The sequence below is a fragment of the Tepidanaerobacter sp. EBM-49 genome (genome assembly GCF_001896645.1).
GTDB lineage: Bacteria > Bacillota > Thermosediminibacteria > Thermosediminibacterales > Tepidanaerobacteraceae > Tepidanaerobacter > Tepidanaerobacter syntrophicus.
Window position 1 is genome coordinate 1 of record NZ_MPPE01000044.1, and the last position, 14,826, is coordinate 14,826.

The 14,826-nt window shown below is 39.1% G+C and carries 12 protein-coding genes; 7 read left to right on the forward strand and 5 right to left on the reverse strand.

Annotation, left to right across the window (positions count from 1 at the left end):
• Position 1: 1 nt before the first annotated feature.
• The 7 genes from BUE08_RS07965 to BUE08_RS07995 all read left to right on the forward strand — a co-directional run bounded on the left by BUE08_RS07965 (position 2) and on the right by BUE08_RS07995 (position 9,854).
• Entirely contained in the window at positions 2 to 2,263 is a 2,262-nt protein-coding gene (locus BUE08_RS07965) for an adenosylcobalamin-dependent ribonucleoside-diphosphate reductase (RefSeq protein ID WP_502689437.1), read from the forward strand.
• Positions 2,264 to 2,537: 274 nt separating this feature from the next.
• Positions 2,538 to 5,258, forward strand: a complete 2,721-nt coding sequence (locus BUE08_RS07970) for a sigma-54-dependent transcriptional regulator (protein ID WP_286680697.1) — start codon at positions 2,538 to 2,540, stop codon at positions 5,256 to 5,258.
• Between the two features lie 140 nt (positions 5,259 to 5,398).
• The gene (locus BUE08_RS07975; RefSeq protein ID WP_059032995.1) at positions 5,399 to 5,725 is read left to right on the forward strand and encodes a PTS sugar transporter subunit IIB; all 327 of its coding nucleotides are present in this window, start codon (positions 5,399 to 5,401) and stop codon (positions 5,723 to 5,725) included.
• A gap of 28 nt (positions 5,726 to 5,753) precedes the next feature.
• Positions 5,754 to 7,031 (forward strand): PTS sugar transporter subunit IIC, encoded by a 1,278-nt coding sequence (locus BUE08_RS07980; RefSeq protein ID WP_059032994.1) that lies wholly within the window; start codon positions 5,754 to 5,756, stop codon positions 7,029 to 7,031.
• Positions 7,032 to 7,107: 76 nt separating this feature from the next.
• Positions 7,108 to 7,434: a PTS sugar transporter subunit IIA gene (locus tag BUE08_RS07985; RefSeq protein ID WP_059032993.1), complete on the forward strand. Its 327-nt coding sequence runs from the start codon at positions 7,108 to 7,110 to the stop codon at positions 7,432 to 7,434.
• On the forward strand, positions 7,435 to 8,523 hold the full coding sequence (locus tag BUE08_RS07990) for a DUF871 domain-containing protein (protein WP_286680698.1): 1,089 nt from the start codon (positions 7,435 to 7,437) through the stop codon (positions 8,521 to 8,523). It abuts the gene before it with no gap.
• A gap of 20 nt (positions 8,524 to 8,543) precedes the next feature.
• Complete coding sequence (locus BUE08_RS07995; RefSeq protein ID WP_286680699.1) at positions 8,544 to 9,854, forward strand: 6-phospho-beta-glucosidase; 1,311 nt, start codon at positions 8,544 to 8,546, stop codon at positions 9,852 to 9,854.
• Positions 9,855 to 9,873: 19 nt separating this feature from the next.
• Here the strand turns inward: BUE08_RS07995 and BUE08_RS08000 are convergent, their stop codons facing one another.
• The 5 genes from BUE08_RS08000 to BUE08_RS08020 form a co-directional block, all read right to left on the reverse strand.
• On the reverse strand, positions 9,874 to 10,164 hold the full coding sequence (locus BUE08_RS08000) for a TMEM165/GDT1 family protein (protein WP_059032990.1): 291 nt from the start codon (positions 10,162 to 10,164) through the stop codon (positions 9,874 to 9,876).
• A 138-nt stretch (positions 10,165 to 10,302) separates the two neighbouring features.
• A complete protein-coding gene (locus tag BUE08_RS08005) occupies positions 10,303 to 11,301 on the reverse strand; it encodes an ABC transporter ATP-binding protein (protein WP_286680700.1) in 999 nt (332 codons plus the stop codon).
• 13 nt (positions 11,302 to 11,314) lie between these two features.
• Positions 11,315 to 12,241: an ABC transporter permease gene (locus BUE08_RS08010; protein WP_286680701.1), complete on the reverse strand. Its 927-nt coding sequence runs from the start codon at positions 12,239 to 12,241 to the stop codon at positions 11,315 to 11,317.
• 12 nt (positions 12,242 to 12,253) lie between these two features.
• Positions 12,254 to 13,171 carry an ABC transporter permease gene (locus BUE08_RS08015; protein WP_059032987.1) on the reverse strand — a complete coding sequence of 306 codons (918 nt, stop codon included), beginning with the start codon at positions 13,169 to 13,171 and terminating at the stop codon, positions 12,254 to 12,256.
• A 58-nt stretch (positions 13,172 to 13,229) separates the two neighbouring features.
• Positions 13,230 to 14,768: an ABC transporter substrate-binding protein gene (locus BUE08_RS08020; RefSeq protein ID WP_213997331.1), complete on the reverse strand. Its 1,539-nt coding sequence runs from the start codon at positions 14,766 to 14,768 to the stop codon at positions 13,230 to 13,232.
• Between the last annotated feature and the right edge of the window lie 58 nt (positions 14,769 to 14,826).

Genomic DNA, 14,826 nt, shown 5'->3' on the forward strand with positions numbered 1-14,826 from the left:
GATAGGATTTATTTCTACGGCAAAAAATGATCGCTTGGAAGTGATTGATAATAGAGCTTTGGAATTTAATGATATTATACCCAATCAACAGCAAGTCTTTGCCAAAATTTACGACGGCCCGGGTAAGGGATGCGGTCCTGGAAGGATGGCTCTAGGTGCCAACCGAGAGCTTTATAGAGATATACAGCACTATTTGCCTAATGTGGCGGCACCGAGGAATCTAAATCGCAGCAGGTTAAGTTACTTGGCTGAGAAATATCCGGAAGTTGCTGAAAGCCAGCTCAAATGGTTCCTGGAAAATAATCAGTTTTATGATAGGGTTGAAACTGTTGAGGACGATGAAGCGTTTACGCTGGACCTTTCAGTACCTGATAATAATACTTATATTGCAGCCGGTTTTATAAGCCATAACACGCGCCGGGGTGCCAACATGGGCATACTTCGCGTAGATCACCCTGATATTTTGGACTTTATCCGCTGCAAGGAAGACGATAAAGAAATTACTAACTTTAACATAAGTGTAGCTATAACGGATAAGTTTATGGAAGCACTAAAAAATGATGAAACTTATGATTTGGTCGATCCTCACACAAAAAAAGTTGCAGGCAAGCTTAAAGCAAGAGAAGTGTTTGACTTAATAGTGGATATGGCTTGGAAGAATGGTGAGCCCGGTATTATATTTATTGACAGAATGAACAAATACAATCCCACACCGGAAGTCGGGGAAATTGAAAGCACCAATCCTTGCGGGGAGCAGCCCCTTTTGCCTTTTGAAAGCTGCAATTTGGGCTCGATAAATCTAGTTAAATTTGTGAAAAAGTCAGGCGAAAAAATCGAAATTGATTATGAGGACTTAAAGGATACAGTTCATAAAGCAGTGAGATTTTTAGATGATGTGATTGATGTAAACGTCTATCCTCTAAAAGAAATTGAAGAGATGACTCTTTCTAATAGAAAAATCGGCCTTGGAGTTATGGGATTTGCTGATATGCTCATAGCCTTAGGTATCCCTTATAATTCGGATGAGGCTCTAAAGATTGCTGAAGAGATAATGAGCTTTATTGACAAAGAATCCAAAAACGCATCCTGCGAGCTTGCTAAAGAACGAGGGGTATTTCCGAATTGGGATAAGAGCATTTATAAGGAAAAGGGCGTAAAATTAAGGAATGCCACAACGACCACAATAGCTCCAACAGGGACAATAAGTATAATAGCAGGAGTTTCCAGCGGCATAGAGCCTGTATTTGCCTTAGCCTTTGAGAGGCACGTATTAGACAATCAAAGATTAGTAGAAATCCATCCGATGCTGGAGCAAGTTCTAAAAGAGCGTGGGCTTTACAGTGAGGAATTAATGGAAAAAATCTTAGAACGAGGCACGCTGCAGGGCATAGAGGAAGTCCCTGAAGATATAAAGAGAGTTTTTGTTACAGCTCATGATATTTCGCCTGAGTGGCATGTAAAAATGCAGGCGGCATTTCAAAAATACACTGATAATGCTGTGTCAAAAACCGTAAACTTTCCACAGAATGCAACGCGTGAAGATGTTAAAAAGGTGTATTTACTAGCTTATGAATTAGACTGCAAGGGTGTTACAATCTATAGAGATAGAAGCAGGGAAGAACAAGTTCTAAATAAAGGCGCAAAGATTGAAAAGAAAGTTAAGGAAGAAACGACTGAAAGCCAAGAAGAGGCAAATATGGATGATAAAATAAAGCCCAGGCCAAGGCCCAATGTTACTTATGGCAGCACGGAAAAAGTAAAAATAGGTTGCGGAAACCTTTATATAACAGTAAATTCAGATGAAAACGGAATATGTGAGGTATTTACAAATTTAGGCAGGGCAGGAGGATGCCCGTCCCAATCAGAAGCTACTAGCCGTCTGATATCCTTGGCTCTCAGGGCAGGGATAGATGTAAAAGCTATAGTTGAACAGCTAAAGGGCATTCGCTGTCACTCCACACTGCGACAAATGGCAACAAATAAAGATATAAAAGTGCTGTCATGTCCTGATGCTATCGGCCGCGCTCTTGAAAGAAGCATGGGAAAGACTATAGTAGTAAATGGCAACAGCGATGTAAACGAAGCCGATATTAAACGCTATGTGGATATCAATAATGAGGAGTTAGAAAAGGCTAATAAGAAAAAACCGAATCCCGGCAAAAATAATTCAAATGGAGCCTTATGTCCGGAATGCGGTCATAAATTAGAGCACGAAGGCGGATGTGTAGTCTGCCGCAGCTGCGGTTATTCAAAATGCAGTTAAAGAGGGAAAATATCTCCCTCTTTTCTTTTTTATCTTCACAAGCAAAATACATCGCTTAGATCTTTAGAAAGCAGGTTTTTACTATCCCGTTTGCTATTTCCTTATAGTCCTTTCTGCTCTACAAATCGGGTATATAGCCGCCTCTGACAAGTTAGATCTTTGTATAAGCATTTGTCGTTTTGAGCGCAGTGAAAAATCTTTCCGGCTTTACATTTCTGACTTTACATAATAATATAAACACTAGAAGGTGCTAAAAAATAAGCAGGGTGGTCTTATGAAAAAAATTGACGAAGTGTATGATATTCTTGTCCAATTAACAGAAGACAAAGAGAGCGGAGTTTGTGCGGCGGATATTGCCTTAAAAATTGGAATAGACAGAACCAATGTAAGCAGATACTTAAACGAACTATATAAAGCCGGTAAAATTGAAAAAATAAAAGGCAGGCCTGTACTCTACAAAGTTAAAGAAAAAAAGAGAAACTCGAAAGAAACTGCAAAAGCATTAATTTCTCTTGATAGACTCATAGGAGCAGATATGAGTCTAAAAGCTGCCATTCAGCTAGCAAAAGCGGCCATATCTTACCCTACTGACGGCTTGCCAATACTTATACTTGGAGAGACGGGAGCAGGTAAGTCTATATTTGCAGAAGCAATATATGGTTTTGCCGTAGAATCTAATTTACTGTCCTCTGATGCTCCCTTTATAAGTTTTAATTGCGCTGACTATGCCGATAATCCCCAGCTTTTAATAGCTCAGCTTTTTGGAGTTAAAAAAGGTGCCTATACCGGAGCGGCAGAAGATAAAACAGGTCTTTTAAAACAGGCTGACGGCGGTATAATTTTTTTAGATGAAATACATCGTCTGCCTCCTCAAGGGCAGGAGCTTCTGTTCATATACATGGATAAAGGCTGCTTTAGGCCCCTTGGAGAAACCGAGAAAGTTGTCACTTCAAAAGCACGCCTAATTGCAGCAACCACCGAAGAACCTCAATCTTATTTACTAAAAACATTCATAAGACGAATTCCGGTAACTATAAATCTTCCACCGCTTCGGGAAAAGACTCTTGCGGAAAGATGCGGCCTAATATGCGCTTTTTTAAGCGAAGAATCGGCCCGCATAAATAAAGACATATACATCGAAAGAAACTGTTTTATTTCATATTTACTTTATAATTGCGCAGGCAACATAGGTCAGCTTAAAAATGATATACAGATAGCTTGCGCAAAGGCATTTTTAAATTACAAATCTCAAAGCAGGGAGTATCTTTTCATTTCTTCAGAAGACCTTCCCCTCCATGTGAAAAGAGGCATCATGAATCTGCATAAATTCCGCGATGAAATAGAAACACTAATAAGCAGCAACGAGGAAGTGCTTTATTTTTCTCCGGACAAGGACTACCATACCATCTTTTTAAGGGACAGCAGCGAGGGGCATTTTTATGAAGTCATAGAAGAAAAGTTGGAAATTTTAAATAAAAGCGGAATTGAAGAACAGGAGATAAATAGAATTTTAAATGACGAGATAGAAAAACACTTCAAAAAATACATCCAAAATATGGCAGAAAAGTACCATAAAGATGAAATTTCTAAAATAGTAGGTGAAGAAGTAATAAATACAACTGAAGCAATACTGAATATGGCTGAGATAAAATTAAACAGATACATGGACGAAAAGATCTTTTTTGGGTTGGCTCTGCATTTGCAAAAAACCATAGATAGAATAAAAGTCGGAGGGAAAATATATAATCCACGCCTTAATTTTATAAGAATAAACTATCCGGATGAATTCATAGCAGCTGTAGAAGCGGCAAAACTGATTGATCAGAAGTTTAAAATTGAAACACCTCTGGATGAGATAGGCTACCTTGCTATGTTTTTTGTTCCTGATGAAGATTTACAAAGCGAAGAGCTTGAGGGTAAAGTTGCGGTTTTAGTAGCAATGCACGGCGATACAACCGCAAGCAGCATGGCCAAAGTAGCAAACGACCTAGCGGGAACAGAGCATGTAATAGGTCTTGACATGCCTCTTGCCATGGATCCTGAAAAGATGTATAAAACAATAAAGGAATATGCAATAAAATGTGACAGGGGCAAGGGCGTTTTACTTTTTGTAGATATGGGTTCTTTAAAAAATTTTGGCAACATGATAGCCGAGGAAACAAATATTAAAATAAAAACAGTTGACATGGTAACCACTTTAATGGTAATAGATGCATGCCATAAAGCAATTACCGGAAAAGACTTAGATGAGATATACGAATCGGTATCAAAAATAAATAATAGAGAATCCGGCGGTTTTCGAAAAAGCACAGCACACATAGAAAATGTTATAATAACAGCGTGTTTTACCGGCCAAGGAGCAGCTAAGGAATTAAAAAAGATTGTTGAAGAAGAATATTTAAGAAATAACAGCAGCATAAAAGTAATTCCGGAGGAATTTATTAATAAAGGAGAGTTCGAAGAAAGCATTAAAAAACACAAGCAAAACTCTGACATTATAGCAATAATTGGTACTCTTGATTTTGCAGTACCTGATATTCCGTATATTTCTGCCGCGGATTTGCTTACAGGAAAAGCCAAAGATTTTTTACTTAGTCTTATAGATGAAGTCGAAACCTATAAAAAGATAGAGCAATCACTGTGTGAGCATCTAAAGGCGGTAAACGCTGAAGAATGTTTCAGAATGTCAAAATCATCCGTAATAAACATCTCAAAGGCGCTTGGTCTTTTAATTCCTTCAGAAGTAAAGATAGGTATAATACTTCATATGGCGTTTTTGATTGAAAAACTGGCATCAGGCGGCAAAAGAGCCATTTTCGAAAACTTACAGGAATATGAAAAAAGGCATAAAAAAGAACTAGTTATTCTAGAAAACCATTTAAAGCCCCTTGAAGATTATTTTAATATTGATATAGGTCCTCACGAATATGCTTATCTTTGCAGGATGTTTCTTGAAAATGCAGAGGAAGCCAGACAATTTTCAACTAGTGTGTAATGGTGCAGAAAGTGTGTATTTTTTAATACACACTTTCTTATTAAGCAAAACCCAGATCCCCCAACGGTTAGAAATTTTTTAGCCTCCATATAAACCTTGGCATGAGAATTGCTCTTATAAAAGAGCAAGGAGGTGAAAATATGAAAAGGATCATGCTGGTATGCTCTTCAGGGTCTTCCACAAGCCTTCTTGTAAAAAAAATGCAAGAAGCGGCTCAGAAAAAAGGGCTTACGGATGTGGAAATTGTTGCTACATCCCAAGCAGAAGCAAAAAATCATTATGACGATACCGATGTACTACTTTTAGGACCACAAGTAAGATATTTATACAATGAACTTAAAAAGACCCTTGCCGGCAAAAAAATTGCTTTAGATGTAATAAATAGCAAAGATTATGGAACAATGAACGGAGAAGCAGTATTAGAACAAGCGCTTAAGTTAGCGGAGAAAAAAGGGGAAGGCGAATAATTAAAATCTATAAAGGGGGATTTTATTTATGGAGGCTTTTATAAATTGGATGGATGAGCACTTTGTGCCGATAGCGGGTAAGATAGGATCTCAAAGACATCTTGTAGCTATACGTGACGGCTTTGCCGGTATTATGCCTTTAATACTTGCAGGTTCCTTTGCGGTTCTTCTTAATAATACATTATGTGTATGGATACCGGCTTTATCGTTTTTAGTTCCAATAAATGGCGCAGTTTGGTGGGGAACCTTTGCTATAATGACTTTGCTTATAGTGTTTTCCATAGGCTACAACCTGGCAAAGAGCTACAACGAAGATGGACTGATGGCAGGCTTAATATCAGTAGCAAGCTTTATAATCACACTTCCTCAAGCGCCGGAGGGGGTAGGATGGGGATTTATCAAAATCAACTATCTTGACGCCACTGCACTTTTTACAGGTCTTTTGGTGTCCCTTATAGCAACAGAAATCTTTGTAAAACTTACGAAAGCTCATCTTGTTATAACTATTCCGGGCGACGTGCCTCCTGCCGTAGGAAGGGCTTTTGCAGCGCTAATTCCCGGGATTGTTACAGTATATGTTTTTGGAATTTTAACGTCAATAATAACTGCCATGGGCGGGGTAAGTTTATATGATGTTATACTAAAGACTATCCAGACTCCGCTTCAAAATCTAGGTCAAAGCGTAGGTTCGGCTATGCTGGCAACTTTTCTGATAACACTTTTTTGGTTTTTTGGTCTTCATGGGGCAAACTTATTAGATCCTGTGATGAATGCCATTTATCTGCCGGCACTGCAGGCAAATGCCGCGGCGATTCAGCAAGGAGCAGTTCCTCCAAACATTATTACAAGGGTGTTTTTCGATACTTATTCTCATCTTGGAGGTTCTGGCGCAACCTTGGGATTAATTATTGCTATATTACTTGTGGCAAGAAAAAGACAGGATTTAAAAAGCCTTGCAAAACTTGCACTACCTGCGGGAATATTCCAAATTAATGAACCAATTATTTTTGGACTACCTATAGTGCTAAATCCGATATTATTTATACCGTTTATAATAATTGAACCGATACTTACACTCATTGCATATTTAGCTACGGCTATAGGCCTTGTTCCGCCGACATATGTTGCGATTCCATGGACATCACCGGTTGGGATAGGAGCTTTTCTTGCAACAGGTGGAAGCGTGGGAGCAATGATACTTGCTATAATTAATCTTGTTATTGCAACCCTAATATATATACCTTTTGTAATATTATTGGATAGACAAAAAACTACAGAGACAGATAGCAAGGATTCAAGCAAATAATTGCAGCCGGGTGAGGCAGCGAATAAATTCGCTGCTTTCACCTTTATAAACAAATTTTGTAAGGAGAGATTATCTTATGGATTTAGAACAAGATATACTTAATTTAATAACATGCAGCGGAGAGGCCACAAGTCTTTCTATAGAAGCCATAGAATACGCAAGATCCAATGAATTTGAAAAGGCGGAGGAGTGCTTCGAAGAAGCTGATGAAAAGCTTATAATGGCACATAAAATCCAAACTTCTTTATTGCACAGAGAAGCCGGCGGAGAGAATTTTTCTATCTCCATATTACTGGTACACGCCCAGGACCATTTAATGAATGCAATTACGATAAATACATTGGCCAAAGAGTTTATTAAGGTCTATAAAGAACTTAGAAGCTTAAAAGAAAAAGGTGATTAAATGAGAGAATTGGGGATTTCGGTATATCCTGCAAAGAGCAGCGAAGAGGAAGATTGCAGATATATAGATAAGGCTTTTAAGTATGGATTTACCAGGATATTTACAAATCTTATCTCTGTAGAAAACGATAAAGCACTGCTTGAACGATTTAAAAGAGTTTGTTTGTATGCCAAAAGCAACAAAATGGAAGTTATAGCCGATATAAATCCCGAGGTGCTCAAAAATTTAGGAGTATCCTTTGAAGATATTGAGTTTTTTTATAATCTTGGTCTTTATGGAATTCGATTTGACACAGGTTCCGGCGGCTTTGAGGAAAGCCTTATGACATATAATCCTTACAATCTTAAAATAGAAATAAATATGAGCTCCGGTGTAAAATATATGGAAAGTATTATGGAATATAAGCCTAATTTGGAAAACCTCATGGGCTGCCACAATTTTTATCCGTTAAGATATACCGGCATTTCAAGAAAGCATTTCGAAAAGTGTTCAGCAGCCTTTAAATATTATAATATACCTACGGCTGCCTTTGTTACATCACATAGCAGCGCGACATTTGGTCCTTGGCCGGACAGCGACGGGCTTTGTACTTTAGAAGAACACCGTAATCTTCCTATTGAAACACAAGCAAAAGATCTATTTAATACAGGGCTTATTGATACAGTGATAATAGGAGATTGCTATGCATCAGAAGATGAATTAAGAGCATTAGGGTCTCTTGATAAAAATATATTGTCTCTAAATGTAGAACTTGAAGAAGGCATATCCGACATTGAAAAGAAGATTGTTTTAGAGGAGCCCCATTTTAACAGGGGAGATATTTCTGAATACCTTATAAGGTCTACATTAAGCAGAATAAAGTATAAAGACAATGTTTTTAAGGTTTTCAATCCCGTTAAACAAATAAAGAAGGGGGATATTTTAATCCCAAGCTCAGAATACAAAAGATATGCAGGAGAACTTCAAATAGCATTAAAAGACATGGAAAACAGCGGAAAAATAAATGTGGTTGCAAAAATTGCGCCTGAAGAGGTATTTTTATTAGACTACATTCAGCCATGGCAGAAGTTCAAACTAAAACTTAAATAAATAAGAGGAGGCTTGACAAATTGACTAAAAAATACAAAATAGCAGTTATCGGTGGAGGTTCAAGCTATACCCCTGAACTCATCGACGGCTTTATAAAGAAAGCCCCGGAACTTCCTGTAAGTGATATTTACTTGGAAGACATAGAACAGGGAAAAGAAAAACTGGAAATAGTTGGGGCTCTTGCAGAGAGGATGGTAAAAAAAGCAGGGCTTGATATAAATATTCATCTGACGCTGAATCAAGAGGAAGCAATTTCGGGTGCAGATTTTGTAGTATCGCAGTTTAGAGTCGGGGGTCTTGACGCCCGTATAAGAGATGAAAAAATACCTCTAAAATATGGAGTCATCGGACAAGAAACCACAGGCCCCGGTGGTTTTGCCAAAGCACTTAGGACCATTCCTGTTATAATGAATATCTGTAAAGATATCCAAAGACTTGCACCCTCTGCTTGGCTCATAAATTTTACTAATCCTTCCGGAATAATTACAGAAACGGTCTTAAATCATACAAAAGTTAAGGCCGTAGGCCTTTGCAATGTGCCCGTAAATATGATAAATTATGTTGCTCAAGTGTTCGAAGTTGAAATGGAAAGAGTTTATATAGAGTTTGCCGGATTAAACCATCTCGTATGGGGGCAAAAAATTTATTTAGATGGCGAAGATGTAACAGAAAAATTACTTGATATACTTATAACCGGCAAAAATTTTACCATGAAAAATATACCGGATTTGATATGGGATAAAGATTTGATTAAGTCTCTAGGCATGCTTCCCTGCCCTTATCATCGCTATTATTACATGTCTGATAAAATGTTGGAAGAGGAAATAAAAGAAGCCTCAAGCGAGGGCACCCGAGGCGAGGTAGTAAAAAATATAGAGAAGGAGCTCTTTAAACTTTATAAAAATCCTAGTCTTGATATAAAACCACCGGAACTTGAAAAGCGAGGCGGCGCTCTTTATTCCTATGCCGCTTGCAACCTTATAGATTCTATAGCAAATAATAAAAAGGACATACAGACAGTCAATGTTAGAAATAACGGAACTATTCTAGATTTGCCTGAAGATGTGGCGATTGAAACAAATTGTATTATAGGCAAAAATGGAGCATCACCTCTTACAATAGGTCATGTGCCAGCAAAGATAAGGGGATTGATGCAGGCGGTAAAAGCCTATGAGCAGCTTACCGTCGAAGCAGGCATTAAAGGTGATTACTATACAGCCCTTCAAGCATTAACTATTCATCCCCTTGTGCCATCTGCTGATGCTGCAAAAAAGATTTTAGATGATATTCTTCGTCAAAACAAAGAGTTTTTGCCCCAATTTCAAGGTTAAAATCAAAATTTGTCGCCCATCAGTGATGCAAAAATTCAGGAACTGCCTCAATTAGAACAAAGAGGCCTATACCAACGAAAAGAATACCGGCTGCAAGTTTAAGATATGCAGAGGGCACATAACGTGAGACTGCCTCGCCAAACAAGGCGCCTATAAGAGTTACCAAAACCAGCGCAAGAGACGCGCCGAGAAAAATTGGAAGCGGTTTTTTATATTGGGTTACCAAAGTAAATACGGCAAGCTGTGTCTTGTCTCCCATCTCTGCCAAAAACAGCATGCCAAAAGCCATCAAAAAAAGTTTGAAGTCCATAAGGTTCCTCCTATGTTGTATGCGATATTAAGGTTGTTTTAAAGCTAAAGGCCTTTTCCCGGTAAGAAGTAAAAGAGGGTAAAGGTCTTTTTTATTATAACAAATATTTACCTGCTGATGCAATGATAGCATTGCCGTTTATATAATTGTTTTTGAACCATGAAAATCTACAAAGCATGAAACAAAATGCCCTGGTGATTTTTCGATAAGTTCAGGATTTTCATCTTTACATTTTGCAATAGCGTATTTACATCTGGGATAGAACCTGCAGCCTGGCGGCGGATCAACCGGCGAAGGCACCTCACCTTGAAGGATTTCTTTAGGGGCTCTCATTTTTGGATCTTCAATAGGCACCGCAGTTAGAAGAGCCTCTGTATATGGGTGGAGCCTGTGTGCAAAAACCTCTTCTGCCGGCCCTGTTTCCACCAATTTACCCACATACATGACCGCAATATAGTCAGAAAGATAGTAGACAACTCGAATATCATGAGAGATAAATAAATAAGTCAAATTTAATTTTTTTTGAAGATCTTTTAGCAGATTTAAGATTTGAGCTCTAACTGATACATCTAAAGCAGAAATAGGCTCATCAGCCACAACGAAAGTCGGATTAAGCGCTAAAGAACGAGCTATACCGACACATTGCTTTTGGCCGCTTGATAGGGTGTGAGGATATTCTTTAGCAATCTCCGGTTTAAGCCCTACTAACTTTAGCAAATCATCGACCTTTTCTTTAAGCTCCTTACCCTGAGCTATGCCGTGAACTAAAAGAGGTTCACCGACTATATTTTCTACATTTTTTCTTATGTCAAAAGAGCTGAAGGCATCCTGAAAAATGATCTGGGCATTCCTGCGGAATTCCTTTTCCTTCCAAAATTTTTCATCATAAATATTTTTACTGTTAAAAATCACTTCTCCACTGGTAGGTTCAATAAGTTTAAGAACAAGCCGGCCTACTGTTGTTTTGCCGCAGCCGCTTTCACCTACGAGACCCAAAGTTTGTCCCCGCTTTATATTAAAACTTACATCATCTACGGCATGGACCCAAGAAGTGGGCTGCCCCAATAAGCCGCCTCGCAGCGGAAAGTATTTTACTAAATTTTTTACTTCAATGATATTATCATTATTCTCAGTCAATCCATACCCCTCCTCAATGGCGGCCTTTTTGCAGAGGATCAAATTCTTCTCTGACCCAGTTGCCTACTAAATTTAAGCACAAAACAGTAAGAGCGATTATTAAGCCCGGGAATACCACTATCCACCAAGCACTGGTTATATATTGCCGCCCTTCGCCAATCATCAAGCCCCAAGATGAAGCCGGAGGCTGAATTCCGTAACCGAGGAAACTCATATTAGCTTCAGCGCTTATCATGTGGGCCATTTCAAGAACAAAAGTGGTTATCAATGGAGAAATTACATTAGGGAGAATATGATTAAATAAGATGCGCGGCATACTGCAACCTATAGCCCTTGAAGCTTCAACCATAGTAGATTCGCGAGCGGTCAAAACTTGACTTCGCGCCATTCTGGCATATATCATCCACCCTACTAAAAGCAAAGCTATTGTTAAGTTTGCCTGACCGGGCCCTAATACCATAACGAAAGTTAAGGCGATAAGAAGTCCGGGAAATGACGATGCCACGTCAACGATACGCATTATTATTAAATCTGTCCAACCACCGAAATATCCTGCAATAAGACCCAACAATGTTCCTATAGTGCCGCCAATAGCAACTACCGTAAAACCAACACTCATAGAAACCCTACCACCGTATATAAGCCTAGATAGTACATCCCTGCCCTGCTGATCCGTTCCGAGAATATGGGGAAAACTGCCATCTGCAGGCCTTTCCAAGGTAGGAGGCTTAAGCCTGTTGACTATATTGCCCTTGGCCGGGTTATAAGGTGCTATAAAGGGTGCAAATATGCTAATAGCAATAATTAAAACGAGTAATATAAAAGCAACCAGTGCTAAGGTGTTTCCCGAAAAGTGCTGCAAAAATCTTTGGAATGCATTCTTCTTGACTTCGGATTTGCTATTTTTCTCATCAATTCCTTGCTGTGTATTATTAGACATTTGCAGCCCTCCCTAATATTTTATTCTTGGATCTAAATAGGCATATGATATATCCACAATTAAGTTAATCAAACAAATTACGACTGCTACAAAGAATACTTCAGCCTGCAAAAGAGGAAAATCCTGCCTGCCTATTGTATCTACAATAAGGGTACCAAAACCAGGCCAGCCAAAAACCACCTCAACGGCAGCGGTTTCGCCGGCAAGGAGTCTTCCAAAATCCGATCCGCCCATTGTAACAATAGAGGTTGCAGCGTTTTTCAATGCGTGACCGAAAAGCACAGCAGTTTCGCTTGCTCCCTTAGCTCTAGCAGTTATGGCATATTGAGCGTTCAATTGCTCTGCCATGGAAAATCTAACTATTTGTGCCAGGTGCCCCATAGGCACTACTGCAAGAGTAATGGTGGGAAGAATCAAATGACGCAATGTACCATAGCCCGATGTAAAAAACCAACCCAATCTTACTGCGAAAAATAGAACAAGCATAAGGCCAAGCCAAAACGGAGGCAGACACAATCCGATAAGTGAAGCGGAAGTGAGAAATCTGTCTAAAAAAGTTCCGGGCTTATAAGCGGCTAAAATTCCCAATGGAATTGCAACCACAATTGATAGAATCATTGCTGCGCTCACGAGCATAAAAGTAGCAGGCATTTTATTTATCACAATTCCTAAAGCCGGTATTTGCTGCCACCAGGATATTCCAAAATCCAGTTTTACCATACTGCCTAAGAATGTGGTCAATTGTTCAAAAAGAGGCTTGTCAAGGCCAAGCTGATGACGTAGAGCGGCTCTTTCAGCTTCAGTTGCTTGAAGCGGCAGCATTGTATTTACCGGATTGCCTACCATGTGGGTTACAACAAAAACTAGTATTGAAACACCTAAAATTACTACAATTGTATACAGAAGGCGCACTATAATGTATCTTTTCATTAGCCTAACCTCCAAAAATAAATGGCAGGGAAGGCTTTTAGGCCCTCCCTATAAATCTCTATTTCAACTTCATCTCAAATACGGTAATTCTGGAGTCCTGTCTAGGCTCCCATTCAAGATTCGGTGACATGCCATAGATATCCTTTAAGTTTAAAAGAGGCAGCCCGAATGGATCTTCATATACGATTTTTGCAAGATCTTTATATAGCTGAAGTCGCTTTTCGGTATCCATTTCGCTTCTTGCAGCATCAATCATTTTGTCGACCTCAGGATTTGAGTAAGCAGACTGAGGTCCGCCGGTCTTGATTAAAGCCTGATAAAATCTGTCCATATCAAAGAGCTCATTTCCATTTGAACTAAACATCATATCCGGAGCCTTGTCTAAATTAAATAATGTGTCTAGCCATTCCTGCCAGCTTAAAAAGGTAAGCTTGATGTTAAATCCTGCATCGGTAAGCATGCCTGCAACAGCTTCAGTTAGTTCTCCATCTTTAAGCCATCTGCCGCGCTCAGATACAAGCTCTATAACCTCGCCATTATAACCTGCCTCTTTAAGCAGTGCTTTGGCCTTTTCAGGATCATACGGATAGGCTTTAATTTCGTCATTGTAGCCAAAATAGCCGGGTTTTGCCAGTTGTCCCTGTGCCACGTTTGCATAACCTAGATAAAGGCTGTCTGCAAGGGCTTTCTTATCTACAGCATAACAGGCGGCTTGCCTCATAAGCTTGCTTTTCATCGGTCCCCTCAAAGTGTTGAACCGAATAAAAGTAAATTCAATACCGTCCGAAGTCTTATAAGCTGGTAGTTCGGACACGTACTCAGGCAGCATGTTTACAGCTAAGTCGATTTCTCCTGCTTTTAAAGCTGAAAGTCTTGTAGAACTTTCTTGAATAAATCTATATGTTGCACCTTTTATTTGAGGCTTATTACCCCAATAATCCTCATTTCGCTCGATGGTTATATCAACACCTCTGTTCCATTTGGTTACCTTGTATGGTCCTGTGCCTATAGGCTCTGTTGCTACTTTATCCGGATTGCTTTCTATATACTTTTTATCAACTATATCTAATCTTGTAAGACGCTTTGGAAGTATCGGGTCAGGCCCGTCTGTTACAATCTGTATGGTTTTGTCGTCAATAACTTTTGCATCTTTTATTGTGTTGAAATTGCCTGCGATTTGTGACTTATAGGCAGGATCCGTTACTCTTTTTATAGAGAATACAGCATCTTCTGCCGTAAAAGGATCCCCATTGTGGAATTTTACTCCTTCTCTGAGAGTAAGCTGCCATGTAACATCATCTATACTCTTTATATCTGTAGCAAGGCCGTTTATTGGTTCAAGAGTCTTGCCGTCAAGCTCTAACAATCGTTCAAAAACATTGTCAGTAACTGCTCTCATATTACCGTCATCAGCAAACTGAGGATCTAAAGTCGACGGTTCGCCTTGAAGAGCTATTATGATAGTATCTTTTGTGGCCGTGGAAGTTGTGCCTTCTTTTCCGGACTGCTGGGTGGGCTGAGAACTTGAGCCTCCACATCCTGCTATTAAAGTTACAACAAGTGATAAAATAAGCAAAAATTGTAATCCCTTTCTCATACTTACAGTTCCCCCTTATCAAATTATGTTATTTTTTACCTTGAAATTTCTCACTTTA

What these genes read in the sequence shown, in the direction of transcription:
- BUE08_RS07980 (WP_059032994.1), top strand. Translation starts at nt 5,754, where the DNA reads ATGGAGGCTTTTATAAATTGGATGGATGAGCACTTTGTGCCGATAGCG.
- BUE08_RS08000 (WP_059032990.1), bottom strand. Translation starts at nt 10,164, where the DNA reads ATGGACTTCAAACTTTTTTTGATGGCTTTTGGCATGCTGTTTTTGGCA.
- BUE08_RS07970 (WP_286680697.1), top strand. Translation starts at nt 2,538, where the DNA reads ATGAAAAAAATTGACGAAGTGTATGATATTCTTGTCCAATTAACAGAA.
- BUE08_RS07975 (WP_059032995.1), top strand. Translation starts at nt 5,399, where the DNA reads ATGAAAAGGATCATGCTGGTATGCTCTTCAGGGTCTTCCACAAGCCTT.
- BUE08_RS08015 (WP_059032987.1), bottom strand. Translation starts at nt 13,171, where the DNA reads ATGAAAAGATACATTATAGTGCGCCTTCTGTATACAATTGTAGTAATT.
- BUE08_RS08020 (WP_213997331.1), bottom strand. Translation starts at nt 14,768, where the DNA reads ATGAGAAAGGGATTACAATTTTTGCTTATTTTATCACTTGTTGTAACT.
- BUE08_RS07985 (WP_059032993.1), top strand. Translation starts at nt 7,108, where the DNA reads ATGGATTTAGAACAAGATATACTTAATTTAATAACATGCAGCGGAGAG.
- BUE08_RS07990 (WP_286680698.1), top strand. Translation starts at nt 7,435, where the DNA reads ATGAGAGAATTGGGGATTTCGGTATATCCTGCAAAGAGCAGCGAAGAG.
- BUE08_RS08010 (WP_286680701.1), bottom strand. Translation starts at nt 12,241, where the DNA reads ATGTCTAATAATACACAGCAAGGAATTGATGAGAAAAATAGCAAATCC.